At 54.6% G+C, this 23,090-nt stretch carries 4 protein-coding genes; all 4 read left to right on the top strand.

Annotation, left to right across the window (positions count from 1 at the left end):
- Positions 1 to 108: 108 nt before the first annotated feature.
- The 4 genes from FFA38_RS05680 to FFA38_RS05665 all read left to right on the top strand — a co-directional run bounded on the left by FFA38_RS05680 (position 109) and on the right by FFA38_RS05665 (position 23,080).
- On the top strand, positions 109 to 2,409 hold the full coding sequence (locus FFA38_RS05680) for a DEAD/DEAH box helicase (RefSeq protein ID WP_253786145.1): 2,301 nt from the start codon (positions 109 to 111) through the stop codon (positions 2,407 to 2,409).
- 267 nt (positions 2,410 to 2,676) lie between these two features.
- A complete protein-coding gene (rplJ, locus tag FFA38_RS05675) occupies positions 2,677 to 3,186 on the top strand; it encodes a 50S ribosomal protein L10 (protein WP_138275801.1) in 510 nt (169 codons plus the stop codon).
- A 48-nt stretch (positions 3,187 to 3,234) separates the two neighbouring features.
- Positions 3,235 to 3,612, top strand: coding sequence for a 50S ribosomal protein L7/L12 (rplL, locus tag FFA38_RS05670; protein WP_138315822.1), 378 nt, complete (start codon positions 3,235 to 3,237; stop codon positions 3,610 to 3,612).
- A gap of 223 nt (positions 3,613 to 3,835) precedes the next feature.
- Positions 3,836 to 23,080 carry a fibronectin type III domain-containing protein gene (locus FFA38_RS05665; protein WP_138315821.1) on the top strand — a complete coding sequence of 6,415 codons (19,245 nt, stop codon included), beginning with the start codon at positions 3,836 to 3,838 and terminating at the stop codon, positions 23,078 to 23,080.
- The last annotated feature ends 10 nt before the right edge of the window (positions 23,081 to 23,090 follow it).

Here is a 23,090-nt window from a genome sequence, read left to right as displayed (position 1 = left end):
TGCGGATGTTCTTCTCGTGTGTGGGTTTAGCGCTGTTCGACTAGCCCACCGGCCCACAAGCAGCTACTCCCTGCGAGGGCCAACACAACTGAAGAGGAATCTACAACTATGCCTGGATTTGGCAAGTCATCGTCGCGCGCGCCTAAGGGTGCCGCTGGCAACAATTTCAAGACTCGTGAAGACGGTCGCGGAGGGCGTGCGCCTCACCGCGCAGCCGACGGCACCGGACCATCACGTGCACCACGTGCAAAGGGTGCGTTCTTTGAGAACGGCCCAAAAAAGACCTACGGTGATTCACCTCGTGGCGAGCGCCCTGCTTACGGCAACGACCGTAACTCGCGCCCAGCTGCAGGCCGCACCTCACCACGCGAAATGAACGGTGGCCGCGAAGACCGTGGCCGCGACTGGACTCCGCGCAATGGCGAAGGCACCGGTGCACCAGCACGCAAGCCTCGCTACAACGCAGATGACCGCGCAGCCCGCGATGGCCGCCCTTCATACGGCGACCGCGACTCACGCCCTTCATACGGAAACCGCGACGACCGCGGAGCACGCTCAGAGCGCCCTGCCTACGGCAACCGTGACGACCGTGCACCACGCCGTGACTTTGGTGACCGCGACTCACGCCCTTCATACGGCAATGACCGCCCGCGCTTTGGTGGTTCAGATGACCGCCGCGGTGGCGACCGCCCTGCCTACGGCAACCGCGATGACCGTGCTCCACGTCGTGACTTTGGCGACCGCGCGCAGCGCCCAGCCGGTGGCATGTCAAACCGCCCTTGGGAAGACCGCAACGAGTCACGCCGCGACTTTGCATCACGCGATGACCGTGGCCCACGCCGCAACTTCTCTGACGACCGTGGCCCACGCCGCGGGTTCTCAGAAGACCGCAACCCAAACCGCCCAGACCGTGCCGCACGCGATGACTCACGCGAGTCAACCTTCCGCGGTGCACGCGACTCAAACCCAAACAAGAAGGCTTTCTTCGAGGACAAGGTTCTTGAGCGTCTAGAGGCAGTTGAGCAGTCAGAGGCAATCACCGCTGACAGCTTCGAGGCAATGGGTCTTCACCCAAAGGTTCTTATTGCTCTTGAGGGCATGGGTGCTTCAACCCCGTTCCCTATCCAGGCAAGCACCATCCCGGCTGCAATTTCAGGCCGCGATGTTCTTGGCCGCGGTAAGACCGGCTCTGGTAAGACCATTGCGTTCACCGTGCCGCTAGTTACCAAGTTGATTGCTGCTGGTTCAGTACCTCGCAAGGCTGGCAAGCCACGTGCGCTAATTTTGGCGCCAACCCGTGAGCTTGCAGACCAGATCGACCGCACTGTAAACGGCATTGCCCGCGCAGTTGGTTTCTACACAACCTGCATCTACGGTGGTGTTCCTCAGCGCAAGCAAGAGAACGCCATGAGCCGCGGTGTAGACATCGTTGTAGCAACCCCAGGCCGTCTTGAAGACCTTATGGCTCAGCGCATCATCGACCTATCAGAGGTAGAAACCCTGATTGTCGACGAAGCTGACCACATGTGTGACCTTGGCTTCATCGAGGGTGTGCGCCGCATCATGCGCGCTGCCGGAGACAGCCAGAAGCTGCTTTTCTCAGCGACTCTTGACCGCGAGGTTGACGCTTTGGTTAAGGAATTCCTTCCGGACCCATACGTTTACGAGGTTCCGAACGAAGAGAACGACACCGCCAACATCACTCACCGTGTAATGACCGTTGACCCAGAGGACCGTTCACAGGTTCTTTTGCGCATCGTTCAGGGTGAGGGCAAGTCAATCATCTTTACCCGCACCAAGATGACCGCCGAGCGTTTGAGCGAGAGCCTTACCCAGGCTGGTGTTCCAGCTGCTCGTCTGCACGGTGACCTAAACCAGAACCAGAGAAACCGCAACCTTGAGCGTTTTACCAAGGGTGCTGTTCGTGTTCTAGTTGCCACCGATGTCGCTGCGCGTGGTATTCACGTTGACGACGTTGCTTTTGTGGTTCAGGTTGATCCACCAGAGGAATACAAGACCTACCTTCACCGCTCTGGCCGTACCGGTCGTGCGAACAAGGAGGGTACTGTAATCACCCTGATTCCACGCAGCCGTCGCCGCCGCATGGAAGACCTACTTCGTCGTGCAGAGCGCGATGGAATCTTCTCAGACGTACGCCCATCAAGCGAGTTGCTTGAGCAGCTAGCTGGCCCAATTGCTCCACCTCCGGCTCCAGAGGCACTTGACTTTGGTGACTCACGCGGTGGCAACGGTGGCGGTGGCCGAGGCCGCGGTGACCGTGATGGTCGCGGTGGTTCAGGCGGTGGCCGTTCAGGTGGCCGTGGCAACTACGGTGGTTCTGGCAAGGGCCGTTGGGCTGACAAGCCTAAGGGTGAGGGTCGTCCTCGTGCCAAGAAGTACAACGACTAGTTAGTCTTAGAAATCCCCATCGGTTAGCTCCGGTGGGGTTTTCTGCTACTTGCGCCGGGGTTGGCGGTCTTGTAGACTGGGGGAAGCCACAGACCGTCGGTTTTGCTTCTCGCGAGGCAACGAAGGATACGAAAGTGTCAACCCACGCAGGTGTATTTAGAAGTTCAATTCGTTGGTTTTAAACCTGAGTTTTTTACTGCTTCATGCGTCTGCATGGAGCATTTTTTATTTCCCGGGGCTACCGACATAAACAATTCAAGGAGCGCCATGGCGAACAAGGTCGAGAAGGTAGCTGAGCTAACTGGTCTATTCCAGAACTCAAACGCCGTCTTTCTAACCGAGTACCGCGGTCTCACCGTTGCACAGCTCAAGGAGCTTCGTCGCAACATCAGTGCAGACGCAACCTACGCCGTAGCAAAGAACACTCTTATTGAGATCGCTGCAAAGAACGCTGGAGTAACCGCATTTGACGGCCAGTTGTTCGGACCAACCGCTCTCGCTTTTGCAACCGGAGACGCAGTCTCAGTTGCTAAGGCTCTGCGTGACTTTGCAAAGGCAAATCCTCTACTAGTAGTAAAGACCGGTGTCCTAGACGGCGTTGCTCTTACTGCTGCAGAGGTGCAGAAGCTTGCAGATCTTGAGTCTCGTGAAGTTCTACTGTCAAAGGCAGCTGGACTATTCAAGGCTCCAATGTCTCGTGCTGCTGCTGTTACTCAGGCTCCGCTATCTCAGGCTGTACGCGTCATCGACGCACTACGTGCCAAGCTAGCCGCCTAAAACCCAAGCTTTACAAACCAAACTTTTATAAAAACAAGGAGATACATCATGGCAAAGTTGACCACTGAGCAGCTTATCGATGCATTCAAGGAACTATCACTAATCGAGCTTTCAGAGTTCGTTAAGTCATTCGAAGAGGTCTTCGAAGTAACCGCAGCTGCTCCAGTTGCTGTTGCTGCCGCTGCTGCTCCTGCAGCTGCTGCTGCAGAAGAGAAGGACTCATTCGACGTAGTTCTAGAGTCTGCTGGCGACCAGAAGATTGCAGTTATCAAGGAAGTTCGCGCACTGACCAACCTAGGTCTAGGCGAGGCTAAGGCTCTTGTTGACGGTGCACCTGCAACCGTTCTAGAGGGCGCAAACAAGGACGCTGCTGAGAAGGCAAAGGCTGCCCTAGAGGGCGCTGGCGCAAAGGTTACCCTTAAGTAATCTAGCATTTTAGCGACTAACTCCCTCGGGCTTCGGCCTGGGGGAGTTTTCTCTTAACTGCTGCATTCCTGTGAGTTTTGCCGGGTTTGGCTTTTAGGGGACAAATTTTGTTCGGTCCGACCGAACATTTGACCGGACCGATTTTTTGCCCTTTTTAGACTTGTCAGTTGCGAGAGCGCTATTTGGCGTTCCCGAACCGTCGATTTTAAGCCTGGAGGTGCGCATGTTTGGTCGTCTTGACTACCGTGAACGCACCATAAATCGCAGCTCAAAACTGCTCATCGGTTTGTTTCTGGTGGTGGCCTTTCTAGGCTTCAACTTGGTCACGGCTTCAGCCGACACCGTCAATGTTTCAGCCCCGCAAAGCGTAAACGCAGTGGCGGGGCCAAGGTCGGTAACCGTTACCTGGACTGCGCCGGCTCAAACCAACGGATACACCGTCACTGGCTATCGAGTTGAGTATTCGACTGATGGTTCAAGCTGGTCAACCTCATCGTCATCGATTGGGGCCAGCACTTTTACCCACAAGATCACTGGACTAAATGCATCAACCAGTTATTACACACGTGTAGCTGCGATGATTTCTGGCAACCAGGGTGCCTATGGTTACGACTGGGAGAGTATTTACAAAACTCTCAATAAGTGGCGTGGCTCTACAAACGGTGCCCACAGTTACACGTCAATCTATGCGGGGAGTTTGTCGCGCACTGATTTCAGTCGAATTCGATACGTGCTTGCCGGCAACGGTAGCCAAGTAAGCGTCGACTTTTCAAAGGCTATGGGTACCCGAAGCACATTGTCGGACACTTACGACAACCTTTACAAACTTCAGGTTCCGTCGCCGACCGGAGGCACAAACGCCCAGTTCATCCTTCAGGCAGATGTCTCTGACATGAATATCCTGAGCACTTCTTCAAGTGTTGCAACTGCTACAGGTATCAGTGGTCGTGTAGAGATATGGCCTTGGGATTATTCATGGGAGGGCTCCCAGGTTGGTATGACCGGTAGCGACTCAAGCTACGACTATGGTGACCGACCAAACGGCGTTGGTAATGGGCAGTACGGGTCTTTTCAGGTTCACAATCTAGGAACCGCAAGCACTATTTTTGCGTGGAACAACCATGCTGTTGGTGATCCGGACTTTGGGTTCGGTAACAACACCGGCACAGCGCCAAACGGTACTCGAAATCCGGACTGGACTTTTATGCGGAATGGTGCAGACCTATCCGGGTTCAGTTTTGAGTCTTTCGCGAACTTGCCGGTTACTACTCCGGCTGCAAGTCTTGCCTCAACCACAACCGTTTCTTACGGAAAGGTCGGAGAGAAGTTTTCGAGCGCCCCGACTGTGCAACTAAAAGGTGGAACGGAAAATGACACCACCGCCGGGGTCACAGTTACCGCAACCTCCAGCAGTGGCACCCTCATCACGGGCACAACCACAGCCGTAACCGATTCAAATGGTGTCGCTACGTTCTCAAATCTTGGGCTTGCTACCGGCGCTACCGGAACAAATGTGACCCTTACGTTCACCGCATCTGGTTACACATCGACAACGTCTAACGCCATAAAAACAGTTAACTATGCGACGGCCATCGATGTTGTATCTACTTCATCCGACCCAGGAGGATTCTTTTCAAACGGTGAATGGCTGACGACCACCACAGGTGTTTCACAGATCAACGCAACGGACTTGAGCAACGCAATCAACACACAAAATGTGTCGATTCGAACATCGGGGTCGTTTTACTCAAGTGCTGCAGTCACCGGAACAACTGCTGGTAAAGGAATCAAGATTGCCGCCGCTGGGTATCTAGGTTTCGGCGCATCGCTGACCGTCAACAATGGCCCAATCACTCTGCTTTCTAATGCCGATGGTGGTTCTGCCTCCAATGCAGGAAATGTTTTTGTGTTGGGTGCCGCCACTTCAGTCAACTCAAATGGCGGCGCAATCACTTTTGCCGGTGGCAGCTACACAGAAACAACAGGGTACGCTCGAGGATTTGCGACTGCCTACAACGGCACCGCGATTCTTGCGTCTGACCCAACAATCGACAACGCTGGAATCTACATATCTGGGTCGGTAAATTCTGGTGGTGGCGCCATCACCATGAATGGTCAAATTGGTTCTGGAACCGCCGACTCAGCAGCCTTCTACATGATTTCTGGCGGCTCAATTTCAAGTGCTGGCGGCAGCATCACGATCAAGGGACTTATAGACACTGATCAGGTTGACACTGGCCGTTCGCACCGCGCTGTGCGCATGACCAAGTCGGGTGCAAGTGCAAGTCCTTCAATAACTTCAACCTCTGGCGCAATTTCAATCACTGCAACTACTAGCGCAGCGTCAACAGCTCAGGATGCCGCCTTGTTTGAAGGTGCCACAATCACTTCCGGCAATGGAAATATCGCTATCACCGGAAATAACCACACGGGTGCCAGCGCAGGCCTTTACTTTGCCACTTCCAATAGCAGTGTCACAACCACCGGTACCGGCGGAATCGCTTTGACTGCCAATAGTTCAACAAATGGTGATTTTTACACGAACCTGACTACGCTGTCAGCTGGCGGCGCAATCTCCATCACTTCGCCGAAGTCCTTGACGCTGCCAAACTCCTGGAGCACGACTGGTGCCGCGAGCTTTGAATCAACTGCGGGGCAGATTTCCATCGGTGGAAGTATGACGGTGACTGGCTCAGGGGCAAAACTTCAATACAAGGCAGCCACAAACGTATTGAATAGCGCCGCAACCAACTTCACATCAAACGGCGGCCCAATTGTTTTCTGGGCGGACTCTGATGGAAACAATTCCGGTTTCAACCGGGTCTACTCTGGGTCAACATTCAACAGCGCAAATGGCAGCACTTCGACGACCGCGACCGGGGGAGGATCGATAATCCTCGGTGGCGGCAGTACAGTCGACGGGGATGGTTTTCCAACGGGCTATGGATATTCAGATGGAACATCATCAGGTTTTCACTCTGGCCAAGGTGGATCATCGGCGACGTTGACCAGCTACTACACAGGCGGCGGCAAGTTCGTTGCTCGTGGAAAATCTGGTGGCGGAATGGATGCTCTTTCTCTAAATTTCGGCCACAAAATTTACGCAAATGGCGGTCAAATTGTGCTGGACGGTCAGAACACTGCCGCCGGTTGGGCCATACAGATTCACCGCATGGGTGGATCGACTGTGCCCACTGAAATATTTAGCTCATCCGCAACGGTGCCAGCCATCTCAATCACCGGTATTAGCGGAACAGCCTACGGTGTGGGGATGGCTGCGAATCAGGGAACGGCCAATCTTGTTTACGTTCAGGCGACTGGCGCTGGTGGTATTGCAATCACCGGAGATGGAGGGGGTACGGACCTTTGGGATATTGGCTTGAACGCCAGCAACCTGTTGTCGGTCGGACCCATAACTCTCACAGGTGCGAATCAGGCAACAACTTGGGGTGGAGGATTGTTCACCGGAGCTCTCTATAGTACTTGGAGCTCTGCCAAATCAGTCCTCGGCTCATGCTTAGTTGCTGACTGCCCATTGTCGAAGGTAACAACAACTAGTTCAAACATCGCAATCTCAGCAAACCGATTTACTTCGTTCAATTCCGATGTGAACCTAAGAGTGAACACAGCCGGAACCTTTAAATTTGAACCTATTGCCTCAACAGGTTTCAGCGAGTTCAAGACTGCCGGGCAGGGTCTGAGTTTTTCTGAAAGTTGCACGGGCGTGACAATCGGTAAGGATCAAACTACCGACTCGTTCTACTTAAATGATTTGTACCCAAACATTAAAATCGCCGGTCCTATTCGTGTTTACGCGGGTTCAATCGATGTTCGAGGCAATCTCCAATCAACAGGTGCCGGTAGCGAAATTCGAATCAAAACTGTTGACCGTATCTACGTGCAGGCATCAAAAACCGTCACCACTAACGGCGGAGACATTGTCTTCTGGGCCAACAGCAGCAAAGTCAGTGGAGTAAACAAAGTCGGTGGCATGATCTACCTGGAGTCAAGTGTTGCCCTGGCCTCAAATGGGGGAAAGATATGGCTTGCCGGTGGCTTGGATGATGGTGGCGCAGATGCCGCAATAACAGCGAGCCGGGGCAAGTGGTCGTCGGTAGCTGCCGGCGATGGGCTTCCGGATGGCTACGCGGTCGGATATAACGCAACCGATGCATGGCGTATTGGTGTATTCATGCACACAAGTTCGTCACTCAAATCTGCTGGCGGCGATATTTTTATGGCTGGAGCACAAGGGCCTGCTAGCTCAAACTGGGACGGTCACATACTCCTCAATCCCGATACCGTGGTCGATTCTGGTTCGGGACGAATCGCTATGTGGGGGCGTGCTCTTACAGGATCTACAAACTACAGCCAGGGAATTGCCTTAAATAACGGTGACGGAACTTCAAAGGTGACCATCACCTCAAATGCAAGCACCGCTGACGCAATTACTATCTATTCAGATTCAAGCGAGGGAGCGACCTGCTCTCGCGGTATTACGTCCTGGTGGCATGGCGCCTACGACTCGGTCAAAGGTTGGCAAGGCGTTCAGATTCTGGCAACTCGTGCCGGTGGAGGTATTACCTTGACCGGAATCGCTAGCAGCAAGAGTGGTTGCACTAACAGCGACGGTTGGGGAATCGAAGCGGAATTCACTGACATTCTCGCCATTAGCGGGCCAATTACCGTGAATGCTATTTCGAATGGCGACACTAGCAGCGCAGGCCTAGGAACTGGTTGGCGTGGAAACGGCTCAAGCTTGCTTCGCCTTGGTGGTTGGCAGGCTAACGGGTCTGGCGCTGCAGGGGGCGGGGTTATCACCACCCCAAGCGGTGTTACTGCAGACTTTACGGCTTCAAGCTCTGATGTGACTCTTAACGTCAATGCCTTTTATTCGTGGGAGGGCGGCTACGGCACGGCCCTAAACACAACTGGCAATGTTGAAATTCAACCTGCATCGCTCTCCGGCGGCCTAGTCACTGCTGCCGACAACTTCAAGCGAGCCCAGACAGCCACAAACTGGAGATTCGGTCAATTTGCATCTTTTGCTGACCACGCATCCTTTTCACTTGGTCGTTTAGGCACAACCAGTGACATAACGTATGCAGGTAGTGCCAAGGCTGCAGGGCCAATCACAATTTACGGTGGTGCAGTTTCACACGCAGCGCTGACAACCACAACAAGCGCTACGGCAGACATCTCTGTTTCAGCGACTGGCACCTATACCAACACTGGTGCAATTTCTGCCACCGGATCTATTTCCGTTACCGCTGGCGATGACATCACAATCGCCAACGGAATCACTCTTTCGACTACCGGCAAAAAACTGCAGCTCAAGTCAAAACAAGATGTGATTTTCAACACCACAACCAAAACCATTCAAACCAAGGATGGCCCGATTGTGATTTGGGGAAATTCAGATGGTGGTTCTGGTGCTAGCGCCGGCGGTTGTTACCTGGACACCGGTAACACATTCTTCACCCAAGGCGGAGATTTTGTTGCAGCTGGAGGTTTGACGACGGATGACACCACCGGGTATCCAACCGGATATTGCAAGGGCACTAATGTTTCTAGCGACCCTTACAGTTTCGGTGTAATAATGGCGTCCTCCGTAACAACAAGTGGTGGAGACTTGCTCGTGAGAGGTGAAAATGCTGATGCTGTTACCGGCACGACCCAGGCAGGCATTTACTTTGAGCCGGTCGCTTTTACTGTTTCCACCGGAGACGGTTCTCAGAGCTGGTCTGGCAGGCTGGCGGCGACAGACACCAGCACCAGTAACAAGTATGGAATCTGGCTGGGCAATAACACCACAAAGCCAACCATCACATCAACTTCGGGAGAAATAAAGTTCTTTGGCGATGCAACTGCGGGCACTTCGGATCGGCGCCGTGGAATCATTATTTACGGTGTAAACGTGTCATCGACCGATGGAAACATCATTTTTGAGGGCCGCGCAAACGACAAGACGGGTTCATACGACATCCTCGCTGGCTCAGTCAGCTCAATCTCAACGACAAATGGAGACATCTCATACATCGGCAGTGGCACAGCGGCGGTGGACCTGGCTTTAGTTTCAAGTACCTCAAAGAATTTCTTGGCATCTGGCTCTGGCTTTGCTGCTTTTAGCTCCACGTCGGTGACGGCTACAGGGTCTGTTGTTTTCGAGTCAAAGGGAGAATCCTTCGAGGCATCAGTCATTAACTCGACGGGTGATTTGAGCACCGCGGGCCTAACTATCGCGTCTGGTTCGAGCTCTATTCGCATAGGCAAGGCCGGAAACACAAAGAATGTTTCCTTAGCTTCCGCATTATCCTCCGGCCAAATAAGTGTTTACGGTGGCGACATCTCGGTTGGTGGTTCACTGACCGCAACCAGCGCTGCAGGCACAGGCATTCTTCTGAAAGCCAACGGTGACATTGCGACAAGCGCTGGAACGTCTTCGGCTAGGAAGTCGATTTCCGCGACGGGGGCTAATGGTTCGGCGCCAATTACCCTTTGGTCAAATGCCGACGCCTCCGGCTCTGGCGCAATTCGGATTGGCAACTACACAGACCTATCATCCAAAAATGGCCCCATTACTCTCGCGGGTTCGGCCGATGTGGCTGAGGTAACCCCGACTGGGTATGCAGTGTCAAACACTGCTTATTGCAACGGTGTCGAAATCGGCACGAGCGCTGCTGCCGGTGTTGTGGCAATTTCCACCGTCTCTGGTGACATCACAGTCAAGGGGCAAAGCGTAACCGACACCACGACTTGTCTGGGAGTCAAATATTGGTCCGGCGCATCAATCGACACGCAATCGGGTGCCGTAGTTTTGGACGGCGTTGCAAGTTCAACAACTGGAGACAAAACTAGGCATGGGCTAGAGCTTAACTGGATTGGTGGATACGCAACAACCATTTCATCTGGGCGGGCGAGCGGCACCGCAATCTCACTTACCGGTTCATCCAGTGGTTCTTCTACTAACGGCCGGGGCGTCGTTGTTTGGTCCAACACCGGCTCCACTTCAATTACCGCAAGCGGTGGTGGCGCTGTCGAGATCACTGGCTCGAGTTCATCTGGAACGAGCCAAGGTATTTCACTCAACAACATCAACATCTTTGATGCCGGTGGCGACATCTTTATCGATGCAGGGCAAAAAACTTTGGATTTCGGTGGAAACTCAGGTGATGTCAGGATTGGTGGATCGGCAACCAACTCACTTGCTGATGTTGTGAGGCTATCGGCTGACAAATTCAGTTTTGATACCGATGTTGCGAGTATTCAAAATGCCACTAAAGCTGAGTTCCTCAATACAGCCGCTGCGTTTGGGGCAACCCAAACCTTGGCCAGCGGACTGTCTCTCAGCGCCCTGGCCGGTCTGCAAATTGGTACAGCCACTAACACCGCAAATGTCACGATCTCAAAGGCGCAGTCAATTGCCGGTGACATCAGTGTTTACGCTGGCACACTGACGGTCAGTGCTGCTCTGACGTCTACCGGCACTGATGGAAACATCAACCTGACTGCCAACGAGGCAGAAGTTTCAGCTGCAATTACCTCGGGCACCGCAACCGGCACCGGCATCGTTCAGTTTGCGCCAACCACCGCCACCACACCGATTGTCCTTGGTGGCGCTGCGGCAGCCAACCAGCTTGACCTGACCGACACCGAGCTTGACTATGTGACCGCCGGGACCATTCGAATCGGTGATTACGCAGGCACGACAACCGGAAACATCACCGTTAGTGGAACCATGACTGTTGCCGATACAAAGGCAAGCAACCTTGCGCTTCGAACTACCGGCACAATTACCGGTTCTGGAACCATCGCGGTAAAAAACCTGGGTCTCTTGGCAACCTCAATCACGTTTGGCAATTCACCATTTGGTGTGACCGGCAACCTAGCGATTGATGCCACCGGCACCACCGCACCGACTTTCACCAACTCGGTTGATTACACCCCGAGCTCGGTCGATGAAATTGACCCAAATTTTGGAACCCCGTTCCAGGTAGACAAGGCAAACTTGCCAACCGCAGGCAACACCCTCGATGCATACATGAACGTGACGTTCAACCCGCCACCGACTTTGACTCTAAAAGACAAGTACGGATCAACCCTTCAAACCACAAACACCCTGGCTGACTCAACCGAATTCACCGTGAGTTTGGCCACCGGAACCTCAACCCTTGCCGGTACTCTAACTGAGACCTCGGTCGACGGTGTGGTCACTTTTGATGACCTAAAGTTCACCACCACCGGCACCAACACTCTTACTTTTAGTGCCACCGTGGGCACTGCCTCGATCACCGAGACTTCGGGCACCTACGATGTCAAAGCCGGTGACCCAGATAACCTTCACGTTTTCCGAGCTGCCGCCGGTGGTAAATCTGACATCGCCTTCACAACCCAGCCAATCATTCACATTCGCGATGCCGCCAATAACCTGGTCGTGCTCGATGCTGCCAAGTCTTTGGTCGTTACCGCATCGCTCACCAGCGGGACCGGCACTCTGATTGGTGACACCACTGTTGAGGCTGTGAATGCAGTGGCAACCTTTACCGACCTCGGTATCAAGGGCCGCACCACTGAATCTTTCACAATCACCTACACGGTTACCTATAACTCGGCTGATATTTCGGTGGCCCAGTCGGCAATTTCAATTACCTATGGAAATGCCGCTGCTCTGGATGTAACCACGGCTGCTGCTGGTGCCGCGAATGATGCCACATTTGACACCCAGCCAGTGGTTAAGGTTGTTGACTCCGCTGGCAACGTTGTTGCTGACAACACCTCGACCATCACCGTTGCTAGCAGCGCTGGCGGAACCCTTGGCACCGCAACGACCAAGGCGGCAGTTGCTGGTGTAGCAGAGTTCAGCGGCTTGAAGCTGAGCGGTTTGGTCGGCGACTACACCCTTACTTACACTTCTGGATCGCTGACTGCGGACACCCAGTCGTTGACTTTGGCACACGGTGCAGCAACCCAGCTTTCGATTTCTGGTTCTTCAACGGTTGTGAACAACACAGCGTTGGCAACCCAGCCGATTGTGACCATCAAGGACAGTTCAGGAAACACCGTAACCAGTGGCACTGATAGCGGCCAGACTGTCACGCTGACTGCCACTGGAGCTGAAATTTCTGGCACGACCTCGATGTCTGCTCAGGAGGGTGTGGCTAATTTCAGCGGAAAGGCAGTTGCTCTTAAGGGCACGGTTGGAACCAAAACCCTGACCGCCTCCATAGCTTCGCCAAGTTCGATAACTAACAATCTCTCTGTTGCAATTAGCGCAGGTGCTCCATACAAGCTGGCTTTTGCAGCTGGCGTTGCCACGCCACAGTACAACCGCACAGTTTTCCCAACGCAGCCGATTGTTGTCGTTCAAGACATCTCGGGCAACCCGACCCCAACCACCACTACTGTCACGGCAACAGCAACTGGTGCTGCTTTTGGTGATGGATCGTCAACCATGGCCGTTGAAGTTTCAAATGGAGACCGTGCGACCTACTCGGGCATGCAACTTAGAGGAACTGCCGGAGCGGTCACAATCGCATTCTCGGCACCGGGTCTCCTATCGGTCTCTTCACAGAGCATTCAGTTCCGCGCAACTCAGGCAATTGATCATTTGCAGCTTGAGCTTCCGGCAACAGCAGCCAATGATGCTGCACTTTCTTCGGCACCCAAGGTAACCTTCCGCGATGCCGACAACAACTTGGTGAACTATGTGACCTTCAACGACACACAGGTCACATTGAGCTCAGATGACGTCACGCTTTCAGGCACCCTAACCGGTTCGAGCACGTTAGGCGAAGTTGATTTCACGACCGCAGGCATAAAGCTTGCTGGCCTAGTTGGTACCAAGACAATCACCGCTACAACTTCAGGTGGAAAAACTGGTTCTCAAACCATCGAGCTAACCTACGGTGCAGCAACCAAACTGGCGGTTTACACCCAGGCATTGGCAACAAAAAACCGCGCAACCTTCTCGGTTCAGCCGGTTATCGAGGTTCAAGACAGCTCTGGTAACAAGGTTGATAACTCGACAATTGAGGTCACGGTTTCAACTGCCGCCGGTGCCACTGTCTCTGGTGATACCGCGGTTGACGCAGTTTCAGGCCGTGCCACATTCACCGATCTAGGTATTTATGGTGAGGCTGGCACCCGGGCCCTAACCTTTGCAAGTGGTTCTCTTGCCACGACCTCTCACAATGTGACTTTCACTCATGGTGATGCTCACCACATCACTGTTACTGCGCCTTCTGCTTTGGTCAATGGTGTTGTTCCGGCCAGCAAGCCTTTTGCAACCATTCAGGACCAAGATGGCAACACGGTTTTGACTGGTTCTGGCTCGGGAATGACCGTTACTTTTAGTTCAACCGATGTAACTCTTTATGGAACGCTTACTGCGGTGGCTAACGCTGGTGTTGCAACTTTGGGCAGTGATTTCTATGTTGCGGCAACCGTTGGCACCAGAAGTTTGAAGGCTGACACGACAAGTCCGTTGACTGTTACCGGCACCGGTTCAATCACTGTTGAAGAGGGTGCCGCCCACCACCTGGTTTTGACTCAAAACTCAAGCACCAATGTTGCCTCTGGTGCTGAGTTTGGCACTCAACCTAAGTTGCGTTTTGTTGACCTTGGTGAAAACCACATCACGGCCACCACCTCGGCCAGCATCACTGTTACTGCTGATCGCACCACGTTGGGTGTTGTTACTGGTTCAACTACTTTGACCGGAACTGTCAACCAAGAATTCAGCTACGCGACTAATAAGTTGAAGCTGACCGGAACCATCGGTGATGTTGTTTTGACCTATTCCGGAACACTTGGTTCAAACTCGGTTACCTCGGCTACCGAGACCCTAACCCTCAGCCACGGCACCGCAACCCAGTTGATAATTAGCGCACAAACCACAACTGTGAACAACACTGTTTTGACTACACAGCCGGTAGTTACCGTCAAAGATGCATCGGGCAACGTTGTGACCAGCGGCGCGGGTGACACCGACACAATCACACTGAGCAACAACAACGATTCTGACTACGCACTGTCTGGCACCACCTCAATGACATTGACCGATGGCGTTGCAAACTTTGCCGGCAAGGGCGTCAAGCTAACCGGTTTGGTTGGTGCCCGAACCATCAAGGTTGAAACCAGCACCCTTGGCCTAAGTGGCACTCACGGAATCACAATCACCTACGGTGCCGCAACCAAATTGACCCTGGTGACCGAGGCCGCTGGTTTTGTAAACCGCACTGACTTTACGACCCAGCCGGTTGTTGAGGTTCAAGATATCTCGGGCAACAAGGTTGATAATGCCAACATCGATGTAACTGCAGCGATCACCAACGCAACCCTGACCGGTACAACCACGGTGCGCTCGGCGAGCGGAACCGCAACTTTTGCCGGTCTCGGAAAGTACGGAACCGTGGCCTTGGACAAGGTTTTCAGCGTCTCGGCTGACGGCCTGGCCAGCGACTCACAGACCTTTACCCTTACTCATGGTGTTGCCAAGCAGCTATCGGTAACCACACCTGCCGCTGGGGCTCGCCACGCCAAGGCGCTGACCACTCAGCCGGTTGTCGAGATTCAGGACCAGGACGGCAACAGGGTTTCTACCGGATCTGATGCAGGCCAAACCGTGACGGTAACTGCCTCGGGAACCAACATCTCGGGTTCAAAGACCGCCACCGCATCAGCCGGAACCGCAACCTTCTCCGGCTTCACAATCTCTGGAACCGAGGGCCTAGCCAACCTCAGCTACTCGATTGCTAGCCCTGATGCCATCACCAAGGCAGCAACCGTTCAGTTGACCTTTGGCGATGCTGTTGCGCTTGATGAGGTGACCAACCCAACCGGGTTCACTAACCGCACTAATTTCACTACCGTGCCCCAGGTTACGGTTGAAGACTCGGCCGGTAACCGGGTTACTGATGCAACCGGCAACATCGATGTTTCAATCAGCGATGCAGCCCAGGGCAGCAGCTCAACGTTGACCGGTACCACCAGTGTGGCAATCAACAATGGCTTGGCGACATTCACTGGGCTAGGCAAGTACGGATCGGTGGGCACCAAGACCCTGACCTTTGAGTCGGGCAGCTTGACTGACGACACCTTTGAGTTTGAGCTCACCCACGGTGTTGCCACCCAGATGGTTTTGATCAGCGGCGACTCAACCGTGCGTGCCGGCTTTGCCATCGGTGCAACAGCCCTTGAGATTCAAGACCAAGATGGCAACCTGGTTGACACCGGCGATGCTGCAACCGCACGAGTTTCAGTGGCTGCCACCCGTGACGCCGGTGGAGCCTCGGCAACTTTGGTTGACTCTGGTTTTAGCGCACCACTGAGTGCAGGTAACCGCCGAGCAGTTGCCGGTGTGGTCAGCTTTGCTGGGCTCAAGCTTGAGGGCACAAAGGGTGCGCACACATTGACCTTCAGCGTCGCCGAGCCTTCAGCCTTCAGCGCCCTGACTACCGCTCAGACACTTGACTTGACCCCGGGCACCGCCACCAACCTAAACGTGGTTGAGCAGCCTACCGATGCAGTGGCAAACGTTGCCTTCAGCCCAGCAGTCAAGGTTGAGTTGCGCGATGCTTGGAGCAACCGGGTGACGCAGGATGCCGCCTCAATCAAGCCGGTGCTGGTAGATGCAGTTACCGTGGCTACCGAGTATGATGCCACCAAGTCAGCAGTTGCGGCAACCGAGGGTCTAGTAACTTTCACCGGCCTTAGTTTTACCAAAGCAGCCACCGCCAAGTTGCGTTTTGATGCCACTGGTTTGGCCAGCATATATTCATCGCAGTTCACCATCACCCACGGTGAAGCACATCACCTAGCTTGGACAACCATCGAGCCAAGCACTGTACGCAGCGGTTTTGTGATTCAGCCGACACCGATTTTTGCAGTGCGAGATGAATGGAACAACCCGGTCAATTCGGGTGCGGCAACCACGGTCACGGCTACCGTTTCTTCGGCAAACTCGGGTGACGTTTTGACCATCGATGGCGCCACTGAAGTTACACCGACCGGGTCTGAGCTGGTGACATTTGATTCCTTGGCGCTGACCGCAAAGGCTGCAAACTACAAGCTTCGATTCACCGCCACAAACAGCGGCAAGACCATCGACACCACCTTTGTTGAGACCGCATCGACGGTTGCTGTTACCTACGGTGTCCCGGATCGCCTTGGACTCACCGCAGCTAGTTCAACTGTGCGTGCTGGGTTTGAATTCGCCGACCAGCCGATTATCAAGATCTTGGACTCGGCCAACAACGTTGTTGCTGATGACACCTTTACTGTCACTGCAACGCTGCCTGCTGGCGCACCAAAGACCGACCAGTCTCTGACCGGTGACACATCAATGACTGCAACCGCCGGTGTTGCCAACTTTGGGCTCAACGCCAACAAGCTTGGTGCAGGTGGCTCGATTGTTGACGACCTAAACCTACTGTTTAGTGCCACAAATGGCACCACCACATTGAGCGCAACTCAGCTGTTTGACCTAACCCCAGGTTTGGCAACTGCAGTTAGATTCGTTGAGCAGCCAAGCACGGTCAAGCGCGGTGAGGCAATTGCCCCGGCACCGACGGTTGAGCTTCTTGATGCATCTGGCAACCGTGTGACCGTTGACTCGAGCACTCAGGTTGCAATCACGGTTATGGCAAACGGCGGCGATTCTGATGCCACAAATGACACCGTCTCAGTTTCTGAGGCCACCGGTGTTGCAGCCACCAGCGGTTTGGTGACCTTCTCGAACGTCATCCTTGAAGGCGCGCCGGCAACTGAGGGTTACTACCTGCGTGCTCGCATGATCGACACACTCACCGCAACCACTTCAAATGCATTCACTTTGATGGCCGGCGATGTTGCTGACGTTGTGATTTTGAACCAGCCATCATCGGTTGATACTCAGGGCAACACCACCCGCACCGGTGAACTACTGGCTGCACAGCCAAAGGTTGAGCTGGTCGATGACGGCGGCTATCCAGTGGTTGCACAAAACTCTGGTTCGGTCACTGTCTCGATTTCTTCGGGAGCCGGCGGCAGCTTGTCTGAGGGGTCAACCACCGCCAGCGTTGTTGCCGGTGTGGCCGAATTCAGCGGCGTGAAGTTGGTTGGAACCGTTGCCACCGCAACCAGCTCGGCAACTCAGTACAAACTCAAGTTCAGCTTCAACTCAATTGACTCTGTCGACTCCAACGCCCTGACTGTTCGTAACAACGTGGCGCACCACCTAACCGCAACTCGCGCACCTGGAGTAGGCCCTGCCGGTGTTCAGCTTTCGGGTGATGACCGCCCGCAGGTAGAAATCCGAGACCGCTATAACAACCGCGTTCTTGACGACACCGGTTCAATTCGGGTGAGCGTATCTGTAGCTTCAGGTACCGGAACGCCAGCGGTATTTGGTAGCACAACAGTCCCGGCTTCAAGTGGTTTGGCAACCTTCGGAATTGGTATCGGTGGACTGACTTCCAACACCTATGCATTCACGTACGCATACTTGCCAAGCGCCAGCGTTGCCGGTACATCACAGACTGGCATCACAATTACCGACGGCGATGTCTACCAGTTGGTGGCAACCACCGCGCCGGCAACGGTCGATGGTGCCAACGTGCGCAACAAGACCGGTGAGGCCCTAAAGGTTCAGCCGGTCCTAGAGTTCCGTGACCAGTGGAACAACCTGGTTGAGGCCGCAAATGGCTCTAGCTACCAGGTGGTTGCTACCATTCACGACAGCATCGATGATCGCGACCGCCTTGAGGGTGAAACCATTACAGCTGTAAACGGTGTGGTTACCTACGATGCCCTCAAGCTAATTGGCCGCCCTGGCGAGAACTACACCTTGGACTTCAGCTGGACTGTCGACAACACGGTTCACGCGCGCACCGCTGACAACTTGATGGTCACGCACGCTGACGCACACCACCTAACCATCGTGACTCAGCCGGCAAGCCAGACCAGCCCAACCGGCCCGAAGACTCGCACCGGTGATGCCCTTGCGGTGGCGCCAGTGGTTGAAATTCGTGACTTTGATGACAACGTGGTGACCGGTTTGACCTCTGGCCAGTTCTTGACTGCTGCTGTGACTACCGGCGGCGGCTCGGCCAACGCGGTTGATGGTCAAGTTACCAACAGTGACCAGGCTGAGATCATCGACGGTGTTGCTGACTTTGACGGCATCAAGATTGTGGCTATTCCAAACACCGATCAAAAGCTGACCTTTACCGGTTTGACATTCACCAGCGCCGAATCAAGTGCGTTCCAGCTGACTCACGCTGCTGCGGCCAAGCTGGCTGTCTACCAGCAGCCATGCTCTGGCACTGTGACCAACGGTGTTTGCTCACTCGGCCCAACAGCCGGCGTGCTTGGCGTTCAGCCAATTGCTCAGGTTCAGGACCGATTCTCGAACCCGGTTCCAGATTTTGTTGGCACTGTTACTGCCTCGGTCACCGGTGCTGGCGGCACGCTAACCAACTCGGCCAACCCGGGTGAGGGTTCACTAACCGCAACTGTGGCAGACGGTTTGGCAACTTTCAGTGGCCTTGAGCTGACCGGCACCCCGGGCACTGATTACGTGCTGAACTTTGTTACCGCAGGGCTCACATCGGTGTCGTCACAGAACATCCAAGTGACTCACTCGGCTGCAACCCAGTTGATCATGGTTCGCGAGCCTATCGGTGCTGAAACCGGAGAACTTTTGAACACCCAGCCGGTGGTGCGCCTAGCCGACATCTTTGGCAACACCGTGACTGCCGATTCAACAACCGTGGTAACCGTCTCGGCCTCGGGCGGCGCACTGGTCAAGGCGGCATCAGCGCCACTAACTGCAACTGCCGTGAATGGCGTGGTCACATTTAGCGGGCTCAAGTTCCGGGGAACCCCGGGTGAAGACTACAACTTGACCTTCGAATCTGGCTCGCTAACCAGCGCCGCCTCAGCCGATTTCAGCGTGACTCACGCTGCCATGAGCCAGTTGGTCTGGAGTGTTCAGTCAGAGGTGGGGCAGACCGGTGAAGACCTAACCACTCAGCCTGTGCTGATCATGAAGGACTTTGACGGCAACGTAATTACCTCGGACAACACAACCGTGGTGACGGCAACCGTTGCCTCGGGAATCGGTGGTTCGGTGCGCAACGCGACTGCGGTTAGTGACGAAGGTGTGGTCACTTTTACCAACCTTCAGTTGGTCGGAACCCCAGGAGTTGACTACACGCTTACCTTTACAGCGGTGGTCGGCAGCACCTCGTTCTCGGCTCCGGTGTCTGATGTACTGACCCCGGCACATGCCCGCCCAGCCGCACTAACCATGCGCACGCCTGGCATTGAGAGCGGCTTCTTGATTGGGACTGCACCGACCAACCAGCCAAAGCTTCATGTTCGCGACAGCTTCGGAAACCTTGCAACCAGTGATAACTCAACTGTGGTTACCGCGCGCATCGGTGCCGGTATTGGTGGCTCGGTCAGCGGCAGCACAACTGCCACCGCGGTAAATGGTTTGGTTGACTTTAGTGGTCTGGTTATCACCGGTACCCCGGGTGAGGTCTACACGCTTGAATTCGTGGCGTCGACCAGTGACTCACGCAGCTTCACTTTGCTTGACTCAACCACATTCACCATGGATAAGGTTGCGACCGCAACCCTGAGCTATGTTGATCAGGCCTACGTGCCGGTTGGTCAGACCGGCAACTTGGTGGCTGCCACATTCAGCACCGATTCAACCGCAACCCCGGTATTCAGCACGACTGCCGCAGCGACAATCTGTGTGGTTGATGCCGGCACCGGTGAAATCAGCATCCGCGGTGTGGGCAGTTGCCCGGTAACCATGACCGTGCCTTCGGCTACTTTCTACCGAACAAATTCTGTGGTTGACACCTTTGTGATTACCAAGGCTCGTCAGGCCGAAGTGGTTATTACCAGCGCAGACAACGTTGACTTCTGGTCGACCCTGACCCCAACTGCCAGCGGCGGAAGTTCATCGGTCAACGGTTTTGTCTTCAGTGTTGATGGCACCTGTGAGCTCATCGGTGGAAAGGTTTTGCCTGGCAATGCTGGCTCTGACTGTGTGCTGTTTGCCTTCAAGCGCGGCGATGCAAACTATCTAACCAGCGATGTTACCGAGATGACCATCAGGGTAAACAAGATTGCTCAGAACCCATTGAGCATTGGTAACTTGAACACCGTGAACGTTGGCGATGTTGAGCTTTTTACCGCCGGTGGTTCAGGTGATGGTGCGGTTGCCTACAACGTAATCAGCGTCACCAACAATGCCGGCTGTTCGATAATTGCAGGCCCTAACGGCTCAAACATTTTGCGCGCAACAGCAAGCAACACCTGTCAGGTTCAGGCCACCAAGGCTGCGTCGCTCAACTACACCTCTGCGCTGAGCGCCACCCGCACCTTTACTTTCACCAAGCAAGATCAGGTTGTGACCTTCACCTCGACCATTCCGATGAACCCTGTTGTTTTGGGTAGCTACAGCCCGGCTGCCACCGCAACTAGCGGGCTAGAGGTTACTTACTCAATCACTTTGGGCCAGGGCACCATCTGTGACTTTGATGCCACCACCCCGGGCAAGATCAACTTCTTGGCAGTTGGTATTTGTGAGGTTCGCGCCACTCAGGCCGGCGACTCTCAGTTCAACTCAGCGTCTGCCGAGCAGCGCATCACCGTTGGTGCACTAAACCAGACCATTACGTTTGCCGAGATTGCCAACAAGCGCTTCAATGACCCGGGTTTCTACCTAACTGCAACCTCAAACTCTGGTTTGCCAATTAGTTACCAGTTGGGCACCAATGTAACTGCCTGTCAGTTGGTTGCTTACCCGGGTGTTGGTACCTTTGTGCGCTACCTAAGCGCTGGTTTGTGTGAGATCACTGCAACCCAGGCTGGCAATGCCACGTACCTGCCTGCTCCTCCGGTTACCCGCCTGTTTGAGATTGCTCCAGACCTTGCCGGTAAGCCAAAGGTCACCTCAATCTCAACCGGTAACCAGTGGTACACCGTGTCCTTCCGTGCACCTAGCTACCTAGGTGGCAGCTCAGTTCTTGGTTACCTTTTTGAGATCACCGCTCCAAACGGAGATGTCTACACCAACGCTGCGTGTTCGGCAGACGCACCAGCAAATGGTGCTGACCTAAGCTGTACCATCACCGGTGTTCCTAACGGTGTGGCCTACACCGCCAAGGTCGCAGCCATTACCCGCGCCGGCCTAGGTTTGTTCTCTGATGTGGCTGGTCCGCTAACTCCAGCGGCCCAAACTCAGGGTGTTACCAACTTGATTTCTTACGTTGACATTGTTGATGCATCTGACCGCTCGCTCGATGAGTTGGTCATCAACTTCAACGAGCCGATGGCAACCGACAGCTCGGTGATTGGCTACCAGGTTTACATCGCGCCGGCCGGAACCACTAACTATGGTGACCCAATCATGGTCTCGCCAAGCGCCAACCTAAACACGAGTGTCTTGGTCAGCTCGATTGATGGCTCTGTTTCGAGCGGTAGCGGTGGCGGCACCGACACTGCCTCATTCCGATCTGCCTCTGTGGCCTTCCGCACTGCCAGCTTTAGAACTGCCAATGTCACACCAAGCCCGACTCCTAGCCCGAGCGCTACCGCCGAGCCTCTGACCGGATACAGCGTGAAGGTTGTTACCGTAACTTCAGCGCCAGAGTTTGCCCCTACCGCAACCGACTACATCACCGAGGGTGTTCACCTCGGTTTGGCAACCCCATCAGAGCCACGTGCCTTGGATTCAGAGGTTGACGACGCCAACGGTAAGAAGATCAAGTTGGCTTGGGTTACCCCAGAGTCCGATGGCGGTGCCGAGGTCACTGGTTACCGCGTGCGTATTGAGGGTGGTGCCGAGGCTGTCGAGCTAGAGCTTGATGAGGCCGAGTTGAACTACACCGTTGACAACGTTCAGCTGGGCCGCACCTACGTAATGAAGATCGCGGCGTTGAACGTAAACGGTGTTGGTGCCGAGGCAACCGTCACCGAGATTATCCCGGCGCCACCTGCACCACCGGTTGACCCAACCCCAACCCCAACCCCGAGCCCGACTCCGGGCCCAGAAGAGACCACAGAGCCGACCCCTAAGCCGACTCCAAAGCCAACCGCTCCGGTTGATGGCGGCGAGACCGGCGCCGGCGGTCAAAAGCCGGTTGACACTGATAACGATGGCATCGAGAACAACGAAGACTCAGACATCGACGGCGACGGCATTCCTAACGGAGAAGACTCTGACATGGATGGCGATGGTATTCCGAACGACGAAGACCCAGACCCAACCGGCACCACCGGAGCCACCGACCCAGAGACCAACGAGGGTGAAAACTCAGCTGAGGGCAACGGTGGGGTAGTGCCTGAGGTCATGTCTAATTTCGCAAAATTTGTTGAGTCAACTTGGCCTTGGTTGCTAGCCTGCGTGCTGATTTTGTTGGCGCTGATTGGCTGGATCAAACGCCGCCAGTTTCTAGACCGCGGCTAGTTTGCATCCA

This window comes from Rhodoluna limnophila, from assembly GCF_005845365.1.
Lineage (GTDB): Bacteria > Actinomycetota > Actinomycetes > Actinomycetales > Microbacteriaceae > Rhodoluna > Rhodoluna limnophila.
Note: the sequence above shows the minus strand (reverse complement) of the source record. Positions and strands in the feature narration are given on the sequence as shown.